16 protein-coding genes and 1 tRNA gene are annotated in these 17,308 nt (G+C 41.0%); 12 read left to right on the top strand and 5 right to left on the bottom strand.

Features of this window, described 5'->3' with window-relative positions; all coding sequences use genetic code 11:
• Positions 1-355 precede the first annotated feature (355 nt).
• From KHZ77_RS02405 to KHZ77_RS02365, 9 genes are all read left to right on the top strand, one after another.
• Positions 356-2,446 carry a PTS sugar transporter subunit IIA gene (locus tag KHZ77_RS02405; protein WP_295195340.1) on the top strand — a complete coding sequence of 697 codons (2,091 nt, stop codon included), beginning with the start codon at positions 356-358 and terminating at the stop codon, positions 2,444-2,446.
• A gap of 83 nt (positions 2,447-2,529) precedes the next feature.
• The gene (locus KHZ77_RS02400; RefSeq protein ID WP_295195337.1) at positions 2,530-3,159 is read left to right on the top strand and encodes a bifunctional 4-hydroxy-2-oxoglutarate aldolase/2-dehydro-3-deoxy-phosphogluconate aldolase; all 630 of its coding nucleotides are present in this window, start codon (positions 2,530-2,532) and stop codon (positions 3,157-3,159) included.
• Between the two features lie 14 nt (positions 3,160-3,173).
• Positions 3,174-3,689, top strand: coding sequence for a PTS sugar transporter subunit IIA (locus KHZ77_RS02395; RefSeq protein WP_295195335.1), 516 nt, complete (start codon positions 3,174-3,176; stop codon positions 3,687-3,689).
• Positions 3,690-3,788: 99 nt separating this feature from the next.
• Complete coding sequence (locus tag KHZ77_RS02390; RefSeq protein WP_295195331.1) at positions 3,789-4,073, top strand: PTS sugar transporter subunit IIB; 285 nt, start codon at positions 3,789-3,791, stop codon at positions 4,071-4,073.
• Between the two features lie 177 nt (positions 4,074-4,250).
• Complete coding sequence (locus KHZ77_RS02385; RefSeq protein WP_295195329.1) at positions 4,251-5,609, top strand: PTS transporter subunit IIC; 1,359 nt, start codon at positions 4,251-4,253, stop codon at positions 5,607-5,609.
• Positions 5,610-5,773: 164 nt separating this feature from the next.
• A complete protein-coding gene (gene dgoD, locus KHZ77_RS02380) occupies positions 5,774-6,922 on the top strand; it encodes a galactonate dehydratase (RefSeq protein ID WP_295195327.1) in 1,149 nt (382 codons plus the stop codon).
• A gap of 444 nt (positions 6,923-7,366) precedes the next feature.
• On the top strand, positions 7,367-8,512 hold the full coding sequence (locus tag KHZ77_RS02375; RefSeq protein WP_295195324.1) for an amidohydrolase family protein: 1,146 nt from the start codon (positions 7,367-7,369) through the stop codon (positions 8,510-8,512).
• A gap of 42 nt (positions 8,513-8,554) precedes the next feature.
• Entirely contained in the window at positions 8,555-9,850 is a 1,296-nt protein-coding gene (locus tag KHZ77_RS02370; RefSeq protein ID WP_295195322.1) for an MFS transporter, read from the top strand.
• Between the two features lie 387 nt (positions 9,851-10,237).
• Positions 10,238-11,134, top strand: a complete 897-nt coding sequence (locus KHZ77_RS02365) for a DMT family transporter (RefSeq protein ID WP_295195317.1) — start codon at positions 10,238-10,240, stop codon at positions 11,132-11,134.
• 119 nt (positions 11,135-11,253) lie between these two features.
• Here KHZ77_RS02365 and KHZ77_RS02360 read toward each other — a convergent pair whose 3' ends face one another.
• Both KHZ77_RS02360 and KHZ77_RS02355 read right to left on the bottom strand, forming a co-directional pair.
• Positions 11,254-11,547 (bottom strand): hypothetical protein, encoded by a 294-nt coding sequence (locus KHZ77_RS02360; protein ID WP_295195314.1) that lies wholly within the window; start codon positions 11,545-11,547, stop codon positions 11,254-11,256.
• A 128-nt stretch (positions 11,548-11,675) separates the two neighbouring features.
• Complete coding sequence (locus tag KHZ77_RS02355; protein ID WP_295195312.1) at positions 11,676-12,227, bottom strand: hypothetical protein; 552 nt, start codon at positions 12,225-12,227, stop codon at positions 11,676-11,678.
• A gap of 136 nt (positions 12,228-12,363) precedes the next feature.
• On the opposite strand from KHZ77_RS02355, the gene KHZ77_RS02350 reads away from it, so the two are divergent.
• The gene (locus tag KHZ77_RS02350; RefSeq protein ID WP_295195310.1) at positions 12,364-13,041 is read left to right on the top strand and encodes an RNA 2'-phosphotransferase; all 678 of its coding nucleotides are present in this window, start codon (positions 12,364-12,366) and stop codon (positions 13,039-13,041) included.
• A 91-nt stretch (positions 13,042-13,132) separates the two neighbouring features.
• On the opposite strand, the gene KHZ77_RS02345 is transcribed toward KHZ77_RS02350, so the two are convergent.
• On the bottom strand, positions 13,133-13,579 hold the full coding sequence (locus tag KHZ77_RS02345) for a MarR family transcriptional regulator (RefSeq protein WP_295195308.1): 447 nt from the start codon (positions 13,577-13,579) through the stop codon (positions 13,133-13,135).
• 136 nt (positions 13,580-13,715) lie between these two features.
• Between KHZ77_RS02345 and KHZ77_RS02340 the strand changes: the two genes are divergently transcribed.
• On the top strand, positions 13,716-15,128 hold the full coding sequence (locus KHZ77_RS02340) for a hypothetical protein (protein ID WP_295195305.1): 1,413 nt from the start codon (positions 13,716-13,718) through the stop codon (positions 15,126-15,128).
• Positions 15,129-15,280: 152 nt separating this feature from the next.
• Here KHZ77_RS02340 and KHZ77_RS02335 read toward each other — a convergent pair whose 3' ends face one another.
• Entirely contained in the window at positions 15,281-16,030 is a 750-nt protein-coding gene (locus KHZ77_RS02335; RefSeq protein ID WP_295195303.1) for a type II toxin-antitoxin system PemK/MazF family toxin, read from the bottom strand.
• 155 nt (positions 16,031-16,185) lie between these two features.
• Positions 16,186-16,259: transfer RNA gene (locus KHZ77_RS02330), tRNA-Gly, on the bottom strand.
• Positions 16,260-16,599: 340 nt separating this feature from the next.
• On the opposite strand from KHZ77_RS02330, the gene KHZ77_RS02325 reads away from it, so the two are divergent.
• A complete protein-coding gene (locus tag KHZ77_RS02325; RefSeq protein WP_295195301.1) occupies positions 16,600-17,229 on the top strand; it encodes a hypothetical protein in 630 nt (209 codons plus the stop codon).
• Positions 17,230-17,308: the final 79 nt, after the last annotated feature.

The following is a 17,308-nucleotide window of genomic DNA, read 5'->3' as shown; positions in this document are numbered from 1 at the left end:
TTTTGCGTGCAAAATAAAAAATTTCAAATGCGGTGTAAAAGATTGCTCTTCTTTTAGTGGACACATTTGTTTATGATAAAGACAATGATACGAGAAGTGACATATAAAGATTACTAAAACTCATCGTTAAAGATGAGCAGTGACGATTAACTAAGCAGTAGCTTATTAATAAATAACAGCATTTAAAACTGGTGGTATTAAAAGTAATAGTATTAAAAATAGATTTAAAAATCATTACATAGACCGATTAAATATGAGGCTCATAGAGCTATACTTGAATTACATTAAAACAATATTTGATTCAATTAGATGCTATGATGCCCCACGTATTTAGAAAAGGGTAAAAGGAGGAGCCATGAATCACAGACAAGTACAGATTTTGCAGCGGATTTTAGTGGATCCACAATTTTACACAACGAAGAAACTGGCCGCTCTAATGGGCCGGACGGAACGAACTGTGTATAACGATTTGTTGGAAATCAATGATTTCTTAAATTCCTACCAACTGAGTCCTTTGGAACTCAGTGAAGATAAAAATATTTCGCCGGAACAGCGCGATGTACTGAGCAATTTCTTGAAGAACCAACTGGCCTATAAAGATTATGAATTGACCGGAGAGGAACGAATTGTACTGTTGCTCCTGGTACTGCTCATAACGAAAGACATTACCATTGACCATTTGGCTGAAATCCTCATGGTATCCCGCTCCACATTGTTAAAAGATTTAAAACAATTGCGACAGACCTTAGAACCTTTTAACGTGACGGTTATATCAAAGTCGGGACGGGGGATTGCACTGGAAGGTGAAGAGCTGGCGTTACGAGATGCGTTCTTGCAACTCTACAAAGGCCACCTGTTTATTCTCCGCCTGTTCGTACGGGACAGCTTAACGCAGCTGAGACCGGAAATTGCAAGTTTAAGTCATGAAGTTCACCTACACATTGTGAATATCATGATGGCTCATAAATTCTTCTTTACCGAAGAGTCCTTAGAGGCGTTGAGGCAATACATACTGTTGGTAGCGTTTCGACCAACCATTGAAGCGTTGCCGAAAGAGCGGACGATGCAAGAAGGAAGCACGCAGGAACGATGCGACATGGCGAAGGCCATCTTGCCACTGGCTCACAAGGAAAACTCGATTGCAGAAGTTCATCTGTTGGCACACTTTATGAACAGCCTCTACGCGGTGCGAGACCGCTCCGCAGAAGGGCGGGACCGGAACGGTGAATTCTCTTACATATCCATCCAGTTCCTGGTAACCCTGTTTTTAGAAAAAGTCTCCGATGTGTTGGGGTATAACCTCATCAAAGATCGAGACTTAATCGCTAATCTGACTAACCATATGACAGATATTGCGGAACATGGTGTACCGGCCAGCTTGGAAAACTCGTCCATACGAATCTACATGGAAAAGAATATGGACATTGTTGAAAAAATCGGTTCTGCCGTTGGAATTTTTGAATCTTATCTGGGACGCACACTGAGTGATTTGGAAATCGCGTACATTGCACTGCATGTGTCGGCGGCCATTGAAAAGCTGACCACGTTGAGCGCCGATGTGCGAGTACTTCTAGTTTGCAATAGCGGTATCGGTACGGTACAGCTATTAAAAGCCAAGTTGCTCCGTCAATATAAGATGAAAATTGTAGATACGATTCAAGTGTTTGAACTGTATGAATACGATTTGAATACCATAGATTGTGTGATTGCCACCGTGCCGTTGCCGGATTGGTTGGAAAAGGCACACATTACGGTAAGCGTAAACTTGCCGAAAAGTGATTTCGATAAAATTTCCGATCTGCTTCGCCAAGTTGCTTCGCGAGATACGGCGTTCCAAGATATTTCGGGGAACGAGAAACTGAAGAAGCTCTTACGGGATTTAAGTGAAATGACGAAAGAGTATCCCGGCTTGTACGAAGCCTTGGAAGTGCCGGCTCTTACTTATTGGGAGCACGTGGAAGGCAAAAAGAAACGACTCCTTTCCGATTTTATGGATGTGCATTGTATCGCATTGGATGAAACCGCTAAAGATTGGCAGGAAGCGATTCAGAAAACATCGGACCTTCTGTTGAAGGAAGGCTATGTAGACACTGTATTTGCTCATAACGCCATCAAGTCGGTTAACTTATACGGTCCATACATCGTCATCGGTCCGGGCGTAGCATTTCCGCACGGCGGCTTTGAACAGGGTGCCTTGAAAACAGGATTTTCCCTATTGAGACTGAAAGAACCGGTTGTGGTGGACGACGGCGGTGCGTGTGACATTTTTATCGGACTTAGCGCTGCAGACAATACGAGTCATCTGAACTCCCTCTATTCCTTGATGGAATTGGTTGGAAACACCGTATATCTGGAAGAATTGCGCAAGGCGAACAGTGCGGAAGACGTGCTGCGGCTTATCCGATTTTTTGAAGAACACAAAGAAGTGAAAGATGCTGCCAAGTGATTGGCGCTGTAAAGCGTAAGATGCGATTCAATGATTAGCGCAGTAAAGCGTAAAAAGAAATACATTGTAGGAGGTACATACAAATGAAGCTTGAACAGTTAAGTCCTGTAACAGTTATACTGCGAGGACACGGCTATGATGTGGTAAAAGAAGTGTGCGAAGTGATTTTAGAAACAAAATACATTCGCAACGTGGAAATTACCATGAATACGCCGGGTGCTATCGATTGTATAGCCAAGATTGCAGCCGAATACGGCAATCGTTTAAATGTAGGTGCCGGCACGGTAACTACCTTGGACGAAGCGAAGGAAGCCATTGAGGCAGGTGCACAATTTTTGTTGGCACCGGTTGTGTTGGGGAAAGAAATCATCGATTATGCAAAATCGATGGATGTGCTTACCGTAAGCGGTGCTTACTCGCCAACTGAAATCTGGCAAGCCTTGCAGAACGGATCCGATGTAATCAAAGTATTCCCAATCAGCAATGTGTGCGCAACTTATTTTAAAGATGTAAAAGCGCCACTCGGTGATTTCCCGCTTATGGCGGTGGGCGGTGTTCGTCTCAGCAATGCGAAAGAGTTGTTGGAACGAGGCGCCGGATATCTTGGTGTAGGCGGTGTGTTCTCTAAAGCCGCACTGGCTGCGAAGGACGTAGAGACTATGAAGGCGGAAGCGGCCGCATTTGACCAGGCAGTTGCTGAGGCCTTGCAATAACGGAGGTGCAACAAATGAGTGAAGGGGTTATGACAAGTATGAACGACAGTGAACAAGTGGCAGTGCAGGCTGCCAAAGAAGTAATTTACGATAAAAATTGTGTGTTTCTTGACGTAGATGTTCACAGCGATGTGGAAGCAATTCGCTATCTGGCGGACCAATTGTACAAACAGGGCCGCGTAAAAGAACAGTACTTAACGCGTATTGTGGAACGGGAAGCGGAATATCCGACCGGCCTGTTGTGCGGTGCCATTAACGTAGCCGTACCTCATACGGAAGTGGAATTGGTAAATCAGAAAACACTGGGCATCGCCGTGTTGAAGAATCCTGTGAAATTTCACCGCATGGATGCGCCTGATGAATTGGTAGATGTGTCCGTATTGTTCATGTTTGCCCTTACTGAAGCTCATGCCCATGTGGAAATGTTGCAGAAAGTGTTTGAATTCATCCAGGGAGACGGCAACTTGGCCGCTCTTACCGGAGCCCGTACACTTGATGAAGTGCTGGCTGTGTTGGATGAACGTTTATAATGGCTTTACTTATAGAGTTTATATAAAAGCAATGTAGCCCGAGGAAACGAGAGGGCGAAAGTCAACGTGTTAGATTCATTATTCAAGGAGGAATTTATTATGAAACGTGTATTGATCGCTTGTGGTAACGGTATTGCAACTTCTACTATGGTAGCTATGAAAGTTAAAGAAGCTTTAAAAGATAAAGGTATTGAAGTTAAAGTAGAACAATGTAAATTGTTGGAAGTGCCTGCAAAAGGCGGCGACTATGACGTAGTTGTAACAACCGGTCGTTATGACAACACAACTAACTTAACAACTCCAATCATCTCCGGCATGGCCTTCTTAACAGGCATTAACAAAGCAGCTGTAGTTGATGAAATCGTAGCAGCACTTAATAAATAATAAAGTACTTTGCATTAAAATAACCGCTGGTGTAAATGGCGTAATGATAAACCATATAATCGTCAAAACAGCAGCTGGCAGGTAACGTGTTGTATAGTATAGAACGGTTTTCGGATCGATGGTCGGTGCTAATGCATCGACCTCATCCCGAACTGTGTGTTATAGGGAGGTCATGTTATGCAATTTTTATATGATGCATTCCAGGCACTGTTGAAAGCGGGCGCTTTCGTAATGTTGCCTGTAATTATTACAGTTGTAGGCTTGTGCTTAGGCATGAAAATCACCCGTGCGTTCCGCTCCGGTTTGACCGTAGGTATCGGCTTCGTAGGGATCAAACTTGTCATCGATATGTTGGCAGCCAATATCGGACCTGCCTCGAAAGCGATGGTAGAAAACTTCGGTTTACAGTTAGACATTATCGACGTAGGTTGGGGCGCTATCGCTTCCGTAACCTGGGCGTCACCAATCATTCCTTTACTTATTCTAACGATTTTCCTTATGAACGTATTGCTCTTGTCCCTGCGTGCCACTGATACACTTGACGTAGATATTTGGAATTATCATCACATGGCTATCGTAGGTGTATTGGTTTACTTCGTAACTGACAATATTTTCGTAGCTGTTGCATCCGCTGCAGTTATGGCGTTCATTACATTCAAATTATCTGACTGGACATCTCCATTGGTAGAACGCTTCTTCGGTATTCCTAACGTATCCTTACCAACCATGTCCTTCCTGTCTTCCGTAATTATTGCCTATCCGATGAACTGGGTGCTTGACCGCATTCCGGGCGTCAATAAAATCAGCATGGACTTGAACAAAGCCCAGAAATACTTAGGTATCTTCGGTGAATCCACAATGCTTGGTTTCATCCTTGGTTGTATCATCGGCGGTCTTGCTAAATACAGCGTAGGCGCTGCATTCAACTTAGGTGTTCACATGGCAGCCGTTATGGTGTTGATTCCTAAAATGACATCTCTATTCGTAGAAGGCTTGATGCCAATTTCCGAAGCAGCGACCGAATTTACTTCCAAACGCTTCAAAAACCGCAAGTTCTTAATCGGTCTTGATGCGGCCGTAGTTGTTGGTGACAGCCGCGTTATTACTACAGCCTTAGTATTGATTCCGTTAACAATCTTAATGGCAGCCATTTTACCTGGCAACCGCGTAATGCCGTTCGCCGATTTGGCCGTTATTACCTTCCGTATTGCCCTCGTAGTAGCAATCGCTCGCGGTAACGTATTCCGCAGTATCTTGATGGGGTTAGTTGTTATGGCCGCTATCCTTTACGCCGGCACATTAACATCTCCTGTACTTACTGCCGTGGCTACACAGACCGGCTTGGACTTCAAAGGACAGATGATTTCTTCCTTCGCATCCGTAAGTATGACCATCAGCTTCTTGGTATACCAGGTATTTATTAACAACTTAATGATTACTGTACCAATCTTGCTTATCGCATTGGGCGTTATCTACTACTTCGCACAACGAGCTTACAAACGCGCTATCGCTACCAGTGATCAAGCTGAAATGTAAGATTCATACGAGATCCTTTACTAAATATAGAAATAAGTGCACAGAGATGTATAGTAACATATACATCGCAATGTAACAGCTGCCGCAGGGTGGCTGTTACATTCTGTAAGATTTCAACGGAACATTGATTCCGCAAGTTATATACGTTAATGGAGGCGGACATAATGAAAATTTCAAAAATTGAGTTATTTCAGGTAAAGCCAAGATGGATATTTGTAAAAGTATCTACTGACGAAGGTATTTCCGGCTGGGGCGAAATGATCTCCGGTACTAAAACAGAAACTGTTATTGCCGGCGCTTACGAATGGGGCAACCGCATTTTATTGGGACAAGATCCATTTGATATTGAACGCTTGTGGCAGAAACTTCATCGCTCCTTCTTCCGTGGCGGCCCTGTAAGCGGCACCATCGTATCGGGCTTTGAAATGGCTCTTTGGGATATTAAAGGGAAGGCTTTGGGCGTACCTGTATGGCAGTTGCTAGGCGGCAAAGCGCGCGATCGCATTAAAGTGTACTCCTGGATCGGCGGCGACCGTCCGGCTGACGTAGTGGCACAGGCGCAGGACCGTGTAGACAAAGGCTTCGATTCCATTAAAATGAACGCAACCGAAGAACTTCACTACATCGACAGCTTGGAAAAAGTGAATGCCGTTGTAGAACGTGTAGCGTCCTTGCGTGAAGAATTTGGTGACAAATTAAACATTGGCGTGGATTTCCATGGCCGTGTTCACAAAGCAATGGCTAAAATTTTGGCGCATGCGTTGGAACCATATCGTCCAATGTTCCTCGAAGAAGTAGTACTTCCTGAAAACGAAGAATCCTTCAAAGAAATCGCTCGTCACACATCCACGCCATTGGCAACCGGCGAACGTCTCTACACTCGTTGGGCTTATAAAAACATTTTCCGCGACAATGTAATCGACATCATCCAACCGGACGTTGCTATGGTAGGCGGCATTTTGGAAACTCGTAAAATCGCAGCTATGGCGGAAGCCTATGATATCGCGGTGGCACCACATGCACCATATGGCCCAATCGCATTGGCAGCCACATTACAAGTTGATGTGTGCACACCAAACGTGTTCATTCAGGAACAATCCTTGGGCATCCACTACAATAAAGGCTTCGACCTCCTCGACTTCGTAGACAACAAAGAAATCTTCTACTACAAAGACGGTTACGTTGCTATCCCTGAAGGCCCGGGCCTCGGCATCAAGCTGAACGAAGACTTCATTGAAGAACATGGCAAAGCATCCATCAACTGGACAAACCCACAATGGGAAAACTATGATGGCACTGTGGCTGAATGGTAAAATTAATTTATAATTAAAAGTTATAAACGAGTAATACCTCTCAACTAATCATACAGTTGAGGGGTATTTTTGTTTAAGTAGATATAACTTTAAAAAACACAACATAAAAATTATTGATAATTGCTTTTCTATTTAGTATGTAGAACATATTTCTGAATAATTTTGAAGTGTATAATTATAACATAAAGTAATGTATCTGATGATTAAAACACATTTAGAGGCGCAATGGATAGGGAGATTCATGTAAGAATTTAAGGGAAAATTCACATGAATATAAATAGGGAGCTTAAGACAGAACGTTAGATCTTATTGTTTACTAAATACAGTAAAGCGTGTTTATAAGGACGCTCACTTTGAGCAATTCGTATGATGTGTTTGCAGAGTCAGATTGGAAAGCATCCCTGTGCGTAGTAGAGACGACACAGATGGAAAGGATGATTGAAGATGGATGCAACACGCATAGTAATTAAAAATGCGAAAGTGGTAGATCCGAAGACGGAAACCATTGAGCAAAGAAACATTTATATCAATGGGAAATATCTAGTTAAACCCTTTGATATTGACGAAAAAGTGCATGAAATTGATGCAAGCGGGTGTTACGTATTTCCCGGATTAGTGGATCATCATACCCATGTATTCTACGGAGGCAGTCATATTGGTGTAAAACCTGACTGGTTAATTCCCTATGGAGTAACTTCCATGGCTGATGCGGGAACTTCAGGATGTGCAAACTATAAGAACTTTTATCTTTTGAATGTTTTATCGTCCGCCGTAACAGTAAAGACGTATTTGAACATTTTTTCCGGTGGTCAGCTGGCAGTAACATTAGACGAAAACTTTGATCCTAAGCTATATGACATAGAGCATATAAAGGAAGTTGTAGAAACTTATAAAGATAATATTATAGGCTTTAAAATTAGATTCTCACGGGGATTATTCCCTGATGGAGCCGAAGGGTTGGCATGGTTAGATAAAGTATATGAATTAATCGATCAAGTAAATCCTAACCTGTCGTTGTGTATCCATATGACTGATATGCCATCAACGGTGGATCAACTATTACAGAGAATGCGTAAGGGTGATATATTCTGCCATTGTTATCATGGAAAAGGGAATACCATTCTTACTGAAGACAGCAAAGTGGCAAAGGCTGTATGGGAAGCTAAAAAACGCGGTGTAATTTTCGATGTGGCGAATGGTCGCACAGGATTCGCCTTTGCAGTTGCAGAGCAAGCCATGAAGGATGGATTGTACCCGGATATTATCAGCACTGATACAACACAGGCTAACTTTAATACACCGGGCTACACTAGCAATTTGTTATTCTTAGTTAGCAAATTTGTTAACATGGGCATGTCATTACCGGCAGTCGTTAAGGCGGTTACATATACACCGGCACAAGCTATTCATGAGCCATTGCGGGGCGGTCTTGATGAAGGTATGTATGCTGATATTGCCATTGTCAAAGAGGTTAACGAACCGATTGAATATTTGGATGTTCGAGGGGAAGTTCGTACAGGAAATTCCTATTTTACATGCAAAGCAACTCTGCTAAATGGCTCAGTTGTATATCGTGAAAATGGATTTTAAGGGGAAAATGAGCAAGCTTGATAGTTATTTGGAGGGATTATTATGAGTCAATATATAAGTAATTATAGATGGCGTGTGTTGGCGATAATGTTTTTAGGGGCATTTATTAACTATATCGATCGTACAGCATTACCTATCGCAGCACCATTTGTTATGAAAGAGTTTGGTCTTGATGCGGGCCAGATGGGGATTGTATTTAGTAGCTTCTTTATCACATATCCTCTTTTCTGTTTTATCGGTGGTTACTTCTCAGATATTTGGGGGCCTAAGAAAACATTGGGGTATGCCATGATTATCTGGTCTCTATTCGCCGGTGCTCCTGCCATTGCATTAGGCTATGTTTCATTAATTATTTTCCGTATCGGCTTTGGTGCCGGTGAAGGGCCTGTAGGTTCCGTTACAAACAAAATGGTAAGTAACTGGTTTCCATCTTCAGAACGTGCTAAGGCAAAAGGGATTTCCGACTCCGGTATGTCTTTAGGTGCTGCTATCTCCGGTCCTATCATTGGTTTCACCGCTTATCACTATGGTTGGAAAAGTTCCTTCATTGCATTGACCATCTTAGGTCTTGTTTGGGCTTTCTTATGGTGGCATTATGTAGAAGATACACCACGTCAACATAAAAAAGTATCTCCTGAAGAAGTGGCACTCATTGAAGGTGGTCAACAAGCTGTTAAAGCGAGCGATGAAGTAAAAATTCCTTTCAAATACTATATGAAACAGCCATTAGTATTAGCAGTAGCCATTTCCTTCTTCGCAGCAAACTATATTACATACTTCTTTATGAACTGGTTCCCAAGTTACTTAGTTATTGAACATAATTTAAGTATTCGTGAAATGAGTATTGTCAGTGTAATCCCTTGGGCACTCGCTGCACTAGGCTTTATCGTTGGCGGTACTGTATCGGATAGCCTGGTTAAAAAATTCAAATCTGCGATCTCAGCCCGTAAATGGGTTATCGCTGTAGGTCTTGTGGTAATTGCAGTATCTATCAGCTTGTGCGGTTATGTATCCTCCGCTGTGGCAGCTGTAACATTAATGTCTATCGGAGTATTCTTTGTTAACTTTATTACTCCTTGCTTCTGGGCTATTATTCAAGACTCCATTCAAAGCTCCAGCGTAGGGCGTGTAGGTGGCTTCGTACATTTCATTTCCAATATTGCCGGTGTGTTTGCACCAAGTATTACCGGCTTTATCGTAAACGGTACCGGCCATTTCACCAGTGCATTCTTAGTAGCCGGCGGCTTATCTGTCGTAGGTGCTGTATTGGTATCGATTTTGGCTAAACCAATTCATTATGAAGCAGATACATCTGTGAAACATACTGTTAACGTTTAATCAATATTAGTTGACAGTTTATAGATGTTATCACACATTACAAACTGTTTGGATGCGCTTGCATTTTACAGATTGTGTGATGTTCTGTCCTATATATTAAAAACCGATCTCTTTTGATGAGGTCGGTTTTTAATTTTAGGGACTTGTTTTTATTTGTAAGATGGTATACACTAGATGTACTAAAATAACTGAAAAGTCCTCTTGAAAAGAACGAATATAGATATTGGAGGATAAATAACTTACATGTTGGTATAGCTTTATAGCTCAGGCTGTGAAATAATAAAGTTATACGGCTTTTTTATTTTAGGCAAGAATTTATTGCAGTTTGAAATTAATTTATTTTGAATATATTGTGGTAAAAATTGGTAAGGAATAGAGGAGTTTATCATGTCGATTAAGCAGGCAGAATGGATGATGCTGTTTGTTACATTTTCGTGGAGTTCGTCGTATTTACTAATGAAGATCGCTTTGGAAGGCGTAGATCCGTTTAACTTAATGGCGTTACGATTTGCTATTGCCTTTGTATGTGTAGTGGCTATCTTCTATAAATCATTTAAAATCTGTACAAAGCGTACCCTTTTCAAAGCTTTTATTATGGGCTTTTCCATATATGCGGCCATATTCGGTACGATTACAGGCTTAAAGCATACTACTGCATCTACTGCGGCGTTTCTGGGAACGACAACAGTGGTGCTTGTGCCGATTTTGGAAAGTATATGGCTTCGCAAATTACCACAGAAGTTGACTATACTCAGTGTGGGATTGGCCTTTGTGGGGCTCGTACTTTTTACTGTAAAAGATGGCTTATCTCTTGATATCGGGGCATTATACTGCTTGTGGGGCGCATTTTTATATGCCGTAAACATTATCATTGTAGGGAAGTTTGCCAAGGAAAAGGACACGTTTGTATCAAGCCTCCTCCAATTTGCTGTAGTTGCCGTATTGAGTACAATCAGCTCATTTATCTTTGAAACACCGCGGTTACCACAAACCAGCGCACAGTGGTGGGCGGTTATCGCGTTGGCACTCGTATGCAGCGCGTTCTGTTTCGTAATGCAGAGTGTGGTGCAACGCTATTTGGAACCGGCGAAAATCGGCTTAATTTTTTCCACAGAACCTGTATTCGCAGCGATTCTGGCCTACTTCTTCCTCGGTGAAACCATGGATCTACAGGGGATTCTAGGTGCTACATTGATCATGGTTGCCGTTGTGCTGAAAAACATTATAAACAAAGCACGCTACTTTCAAATAAAATATAAAAAGCGAGATTGGGTTAAACAGTAAAAGTAAAGCACAGGTCTTCTTACGAAGAGCTGTGCTTTTTGTTTGCCTTGATTGTTCGTATCTTAAGCGTTGGAGACAATGATTAAACTTCTGAGGAACCAAATTTTGTTGATGGTTATTTAATACTCTCTGTTGTAGCGGCGAACCGCTTCGTTATACTCTTCGATAGCTTTGTCCTGCGCTTCTTGAATACGCATGATGTCATTGTTGGCATTGTCTAAATATTCCAACAGTGCTTCATGATAGCGGTCTAATTCATACTCGGATGGAACACTGTATGAGCTTGGTTTGTCAAAATCAGACATCTCAGGGTACTCGTTGAACGTCAGATTAGAACCGCCGAACACATGGGCTTGTGAAGAGGATACGGAGAACAGAAGCAGTAGGGCGGATGCGAGTAGTAATTTTTTCATAGCAGGACCTCTTTCGTTAAATATATAATAGCTGAAATTAGAGATAATATGATGGCAACGCTTACTTAGTTGTATGAGTGATGTGTTTACGTATTTAAACTGTCTGCATTATTAATACTGTTACATTATTAAAACATCTGTTGCCGCATCGGAGGATTGAAGTATATATCAAAAGCCTCATAAAAGACGTACATGCCGGCCATATATGCGGGTGACATAGGAGCTGCCGGTTCCAGGCTTGTCGGCATAGGAGCTAACGAGGCGGCAGATGTATACGGAATAATTGTGGATCCGTCGAAGCCAAACACGGCGATGCCACGAGGTTCCCATTTAATTCCGGAATCCTGTTTCCATTCGGCTACGCCACTGGCACTATCATCGCCATATAATGGAATTAGACGATTTAAACTGCGGCTATAATCTAAATGGTATGCATTACTATACTGAGAAATCGTATTTGTATCGTAGTAGACGGCATAGGCGTCCGCATTGATTACATAATAAGGCGGCGTGTTGCTTACCACATTGATTGAGGTGTTATCAATGTATTCATCGGATAATGGGCCTGTGTGTACATGTTTATAACGGTACGTATTGCTGCACAATTCGTCTAGCGATATGGCCGATGCCATTGAAAATAAGGATATAAAGGCTAAGGTAAGGATAAGAATTCGCTTCATAGTTAATACCTCGTTTCCATGTAAATTGGAATTTGCTATAATCTTCCTATAAGAGACGATATTACTTATATTTTAACACATAATGTATAAAAATAATCAAATTTCGAATAAATGACACCATGTTTTCAAGATAGTCGTGGGCAATATTGTAGTAGTAGGTGAAGAGGAAACGATGAACGACAAAGCAATCAGAAATGCAACGAATGCTCCAATACATACAAAGGATATACAATTAAATACGAATATAAATCCGTCGGAGTTGACTCGAATTAGTAAATTTATCAGCATGGTGCTGCGTCATAAGCCACATGTTATCGGATTGAATTTAGATGAACATGGTTGGGCCGATGTAGTAGAGTTGTTGGAAAAAATGAAGCACAAGCATCTGATTACTATGGATATTCTTGAGAAAATTGTGCGTACAGATAATAAGCAGCGCTATTCATTTAATGAGGATCATACGAAAATCCGCGCAAACCAAGGGCACTCGATTAACGTTGATGTAGAACTAATTGAAACGGTGCCTCCGGAAATTCTTTATCATGGGACCGGAGAAAAATCAGTGGTACATATTGATCGGGAAGGGCTAAAACCGATGAATCGCTTGTATGTGCATTTGTCGGGCGATTTGGAAACAGCGGAGCGCGTAGGGAAGCGTCATGGTAATGTGGTAATCTATAAAGTCAGAACCGGTGCCATGCATCAAGATGGTTTTGTATTTTATAAATCCGTGAATGGAGTGTGGCTGACGAAGAATGTGCCGGTGCAGTATTTGGAGAAGTTGGATACATTAGATAGGCCATATAATGTATAAGTAGTCTGATAATTACAACCATATGATGAAATTAATATCAATGCATGAAAACACAAAAACAGCCTTGCCGTACATTGGCAAGGCTGTTTATTTATTTTCTAAAATCAAATTTCGGCAATATATCAGCCAATCGTTCAATGGCCTTATAATCATCTTCGGTTAAATAATCAAGAAAATATTTTTTTATGGCATCCGCCATAATTGGTTGGGCGTTTGTAATTTGCGTCTTACCTTCTTCGGTTAGAACTATCATTATGCCCCCTAAAATAGGCTCTCGTGTAATGAGATTGCGTTTCTCCATACGTGTTAAATGATGGGATAGTCTGCTTTTACTCCAGCCCATGGAATCGGATAATTCGATTTGTCTCATCTTATGACTCTTTTCCTTAATGAGTCGATCTAATACGCCAAAATCACCGGCTGATAATCCGGTTAAAGGCAAGGTTTCATTAATGACAAGGGCAAATACGTCATCACAAGTACGCTTCCATTCCGTCCATATATTAAATTCTTTTTCGGTTAGTTTAGTATTTTTCATGCCTATAGTATATCACAGTTGACATATCAACCTCAAGATGTTATGCTGTGTTTAAAATAAAGGTTGATATATCAACTGTTAGAAATATCAACCGATTGAAACATCAATTTTGAATTTTGGAGCGGAGGGAGCCGTTATGAATGGGTTTAAAAAGTGGCTATTTACTGGTGAAGTAAATCACTTAGCCGGAATTCCATGGACAACAGTAGTAAAGTGGTTTTTAGCAGTATCAGTGGTTTATGCATTAGGGAGTGTGTTTGTTTCAATTCCATTTAGACCTCAGATAGATCATGAAGTAGATTACCGTAATATCTTTTATCTGCACGGGCTTTTAGTTGGTTTAGCCAGCTTTACGGTACTTATATCGGCGGAAGTTTATTCTATGGCAGGATGGGTAAGACGAAGTGCACTGGGTGGGATGGTGTTAGCAGTTTTCTTTGTTATGTTAGGTGGTATTTTCAATACAGGGATTGAACATTATTGGTGGCTTCGTGTACAAGTTTTGGGTTTCTTTAGCTTGGATTACGTGCTGATTTGCTTAATACTTGGATTCATTAAAACGAAGAATCAAGAGCTGCGAAACTCTCTAACGTATTGGGTCGGCTTGCTATCCGCTTGTTCTGCATTAATTGCCGTGTTAATAGGTGATTTAGTAGGTTATGCTTTAGAGTTTGGCGATTTGCCGTTTGACATTCTGCACCGTTGGGCTAATTTCTTGAATGAACCTTATGAAACGTTATTCTCTGATTTAGTAACATCTCATTCACATCAAATGGTGGTAGCCGTCCTCGCCATGGTTATTGCTATGGTAAGTTGGAAGTATGGAAGACAACTGACCGGTGTGTCCGCTAAAATTAAAAAATTAGGTGAATACTTTGTTCTTTGTGGGACAATCATCATGACGTTTATGTATGAAATAGAAGGATTTGGCGGTCCGACAATGCAGTCCCCGGTTTACTTTCTGGATCCTAAGAGTGCTGTAGCCGGCCCGGGACCGAGTGGGTTGGTACTTGTCGATGCAGTCACCGGTATTGGTGTAATGATAGGTGGTCTAATTATTATTGGTGCTATCTACCTTGGCAAGAATGCTGGCGTTAAAACATCTCAAGATGTTGAAAAAACAATTAGAACTGTCTTTTATATCTGGCTGTTCCTGGTGGCAATGATGCCGGGGATGGGCTATTTTATCGAATTAAACTCGCTGGCATATAAACAAGCACTTGAAATTGCAGGGATCTCATATGGATTTGTTCATCAAGATATAGGATTTTTCCTGTACCCCGCATTGGTGGTTTTGGTAGTCTTTATCCAACACTTGTTGCCTGAAAAACCTTTATTCCAGGTCAATCGATTAATCTTAATTGGAACAGCCTTAACGTTTGCAGGTATGATGCTATACGTTATGCTGAAGCCGGATTATTATGGTCCGGGGTTTTACGTAATCGGCGGTGGTTTTGCATTTATTTTAATTGGAATATTAATATTCTTTAAAAAGGGAAACTTTTCGGAGAATCCCCATCCACAGTTAGATATAAATAATAAATTATAGGAAAACAGAAATTACGGAATATAGGACAAATCGTGTTTGTGGTTTTTCATGAGTATAAAAAGAAAAAGCGCTCTCAAAATTAGAGAGCGCTTTTGTTTTGCTATAAAAGCAATGATAAAAAAGTTTTTGGGATTCAAGCCCAATTTGTACTTTTATTTTATACTTTTCTCCTGATAATTGTCAATGTTGGTCAGTATGAACAGCTGCATGAGCTTTACGCGAATGCGGTTTAAATCTTCTGTTGCGATTTTAATGTTATACAAAGGGTGGGATGCTTTTTTCGGCGCCAGAATTCTGGCCTTACTAATCGTTCGAATTTGGTTACACTCCACAATACTGCCTCGGTTCATCTTTTCGCGTAAGTTCATAATGGCAGGATTATTTTCAGCAATTGCCTGAACGCCTTGCTGTATTAAATCGTTATATTTTTGAGTAAACTCTTCGTTACATAACTCTTGCTGCGTAAGATTGATAGCGTCCTTGCGCAACTCTGCATACTCCGGCCGGTTTAAATCAAAGCTATTAATGGTCTTAATCATTAATAAATCTGAAATTGGAATGGCCAATTCATACTCAAAAGGCCGTAACCTATCGTGAAACTCCTTCTTAGACGTTAACGGCAGAACAGTAAGTAATGAATTTTTTTTCCGATCCTGACCATTTAAGACTATCGCGTAATGTGGGTAGCTGAATTCATGACTAATACCACAACCAAAGTCGATAAATATAATTTGCCCTTCATCGTATTTTGGAAGAAACGTCGGTTTAAATGTATGCTCGGATGTTTTGTAGTGAATGTATTTCACTAGCCAATCAAGAAACCGACTGAAATTCTTAGGACTTCTACTTTTAAGCTTAGAAATATAATAAGCGTATTTATTCTTTAGACGTTTATAATTCAATTAATGCCCTCCTTTTTACGGGAAAGAGTCATATTCTTAAAATTAAATTGCATCTTGATTATATTTTAGCATCTATTGGTGTTTGAATGAAGTGGCATTAAATAAAAAATACAGCGCTATGGTTTTAAAACCTGCGCTGTATCTGTATGTTTCGCTGGAGCGGCCGATGGGAATCGAACCCACCTCTACGGCTTGGGAAGCCGTCGTTCTACCGATGAACTACGGCCGCAAATGTCTTTTTATATTTTAGCAAGTTTGAATATGTTTGTAAATAGTTTGTACATTGGTGCAATTAGTATGTTAAAACTATTTACTGGGACAACCCCTTGTCTACTTGTTTTGGTAAGGTAATAGTAGAAATGGTGATGCTCACCGAAGTACAGGTTTAATGTAAGGAGGAGATTAATATGGATTTAATCCGGTGTTTTGTTTTTATTGATGAACTTGAGACGATGCCAAGTAAACGAACGATCGTTAATAGCGCTGTGGGCATACTGCTGCTGTTTATGATGATTTTCGGCACGATTTCGATAACGGCATCGAGAATAATCTGGCTTAATTGGGGGAGTGTGCAGCCCATTGAGGAGATTGTTGGTTTTACCATTGGGGGCTGGCTCTTGGCGACCACTTGGTTCCTGGTGTCTAATTGGAAAGAATCTATAAGCACAGAACTGGCTGTATATGGATTATTAAGTGTAATTGGTACTTATTTGGTAGCGCCTTTGATAGGAACCATATTTACATACTATACTCCGATTGTATTAGGGGCCATTGCGTGGTTCGTTTTTCTAGCCTTATTGAGTGGTACTGTAAATAAGCACCGAACTACATTTGTAAAATTACGTTGGATGTTCCTCGGATTAATGGCTTTATACTATGGTGGCATGCTCCTGTTTGACTTATATGACGGACGCTATGGTATCGAGCCTTATGTTCCAATAAAAGCAATACTGTTTACTGTGGAGCTAAGCATTGTCAGTTACTTTATTTTGTTGGAGTTCGTTGATTTTAGACAGTATATGGAAGTTAGCTATGATGGTCAAATGAGCTCTAATAGCAATACCCTAGTTAATGAAACTAAAACCGGTTCAGACGAATTGAATTATACTATGAAGTCCATGTTTGTCCTTTACACAGGATTCCTTATGCTCTTCATACTGTGCTTCCGCATAGGAGGACTCGTGCTGGCCATACTTTAATATTACTCATGCAGCAGATGAGCAGGTTTAAGACAGAAAATGTTTTGGCCTGCTCTATTTATATATGGAGACGTAGGAG

This window comes from Veillonella sp. (assembly GCF_018364065.1).
Lineage (GTDB): Bacteria > Bacillota > Negativicutes > Veillonellales > Veillonellaceae > Veillonella_A.
Note: the sequence above shows the minus strand (reverse complement) of the source record. Positions and strands in the feature narration are given on the sequence as shown.

Bases quoted from the DNA above. Each gene is read 5' to 3' on its own strand.
- KHZ77_RS02405 (WP_295195340.1), top strand. From the start codon at position 356: ATGAATCACAGACAAGTACAGATTTTGCAGCGGATTTTAGTGGATCCA.
- KHZ77_RS02400 (WP_295195337.1), top strand. From the start codon at position 2,530: ATGAAGCTTGAACAGTTAAGTCCTGTAACAGTTATACTGCGAGGACAC.
- KHZ77_RS02395 (WP_295195335.1), top strand. From the start codon at position 3,174: ATGAGTGAAGGGGTTATGACAAGTATGAACGACAGTGAACAAGTGGCA.
- KHZ77_RS02390 (WP_295195331.1), top strand. From the start codon at position 3,789: ATGAAACGTGTATTGATCGCTTGTGGTAACGGTATTGCAACTTCTACT.
- KHZ77_RS02385 (WP_295195329.1), top strand. From the start codon at position 4,251: ATGCAATTTTTATATGATGCATTCCAGGCACTGTTGAAAGCGGGCGCT.
- dgoD (WP_295195327.1), top strand. From the start codon at position 5,774: ATGAAAATTTCAAAAATTGAGTTATTTCAGGTAAAGCCAAGATGGATA.
- KHZ77_RS02375 (WP_295195324.1), top strand. From the start codon at position 7,367: ATGGATGCAACACGCATAGTAATTAAAAATGCGAAAGTGGTAGATCCG.
- KHZ77_RS02370 (WP_295195322.1), top strand. From the start codon at position 8,555: ATGAGTCAATATATAAGTAATTATAGATGGCGTGTGTTGGCGATAATG.
- KHZ77_RS02365 (WP_295195317.1), top strand. From the start codon at position 10,238: ATGTCGATTAAGCAGGCAGAATGGATGATGCTGTTTGTTACATTTTCG.
- KHZ77_RS02360 (WP_295195314.1), bottom strand. From the start codon at position 11,547: ATGAAAAAATTACTACTCGCATCCGCCCTACTGCTTCTGTTCTCCGTA.
- KHZ77_RS02355 (WP_295195312.1), bottom strand. From the start codon at position 12,227: ATGAAGCGAATTCTTATCCTTACCTTAGCCTTTATATCCTTATTTTCA.
- KHZ77_RS02345 (WP_295195308.1), bottom strand. From the start codon at position 13,579: ATGAAAAATACTAAACTAACCGAAAAAGAATTTAATATATGGACGGAA.
- KHZ77_RS02340 (WP_295195305.1), top strand. From the start codon at position 13,716: ATGAATGGGTTTAAAAAGTGGCTATTTACTGGTGAAGTAAATCACTTA.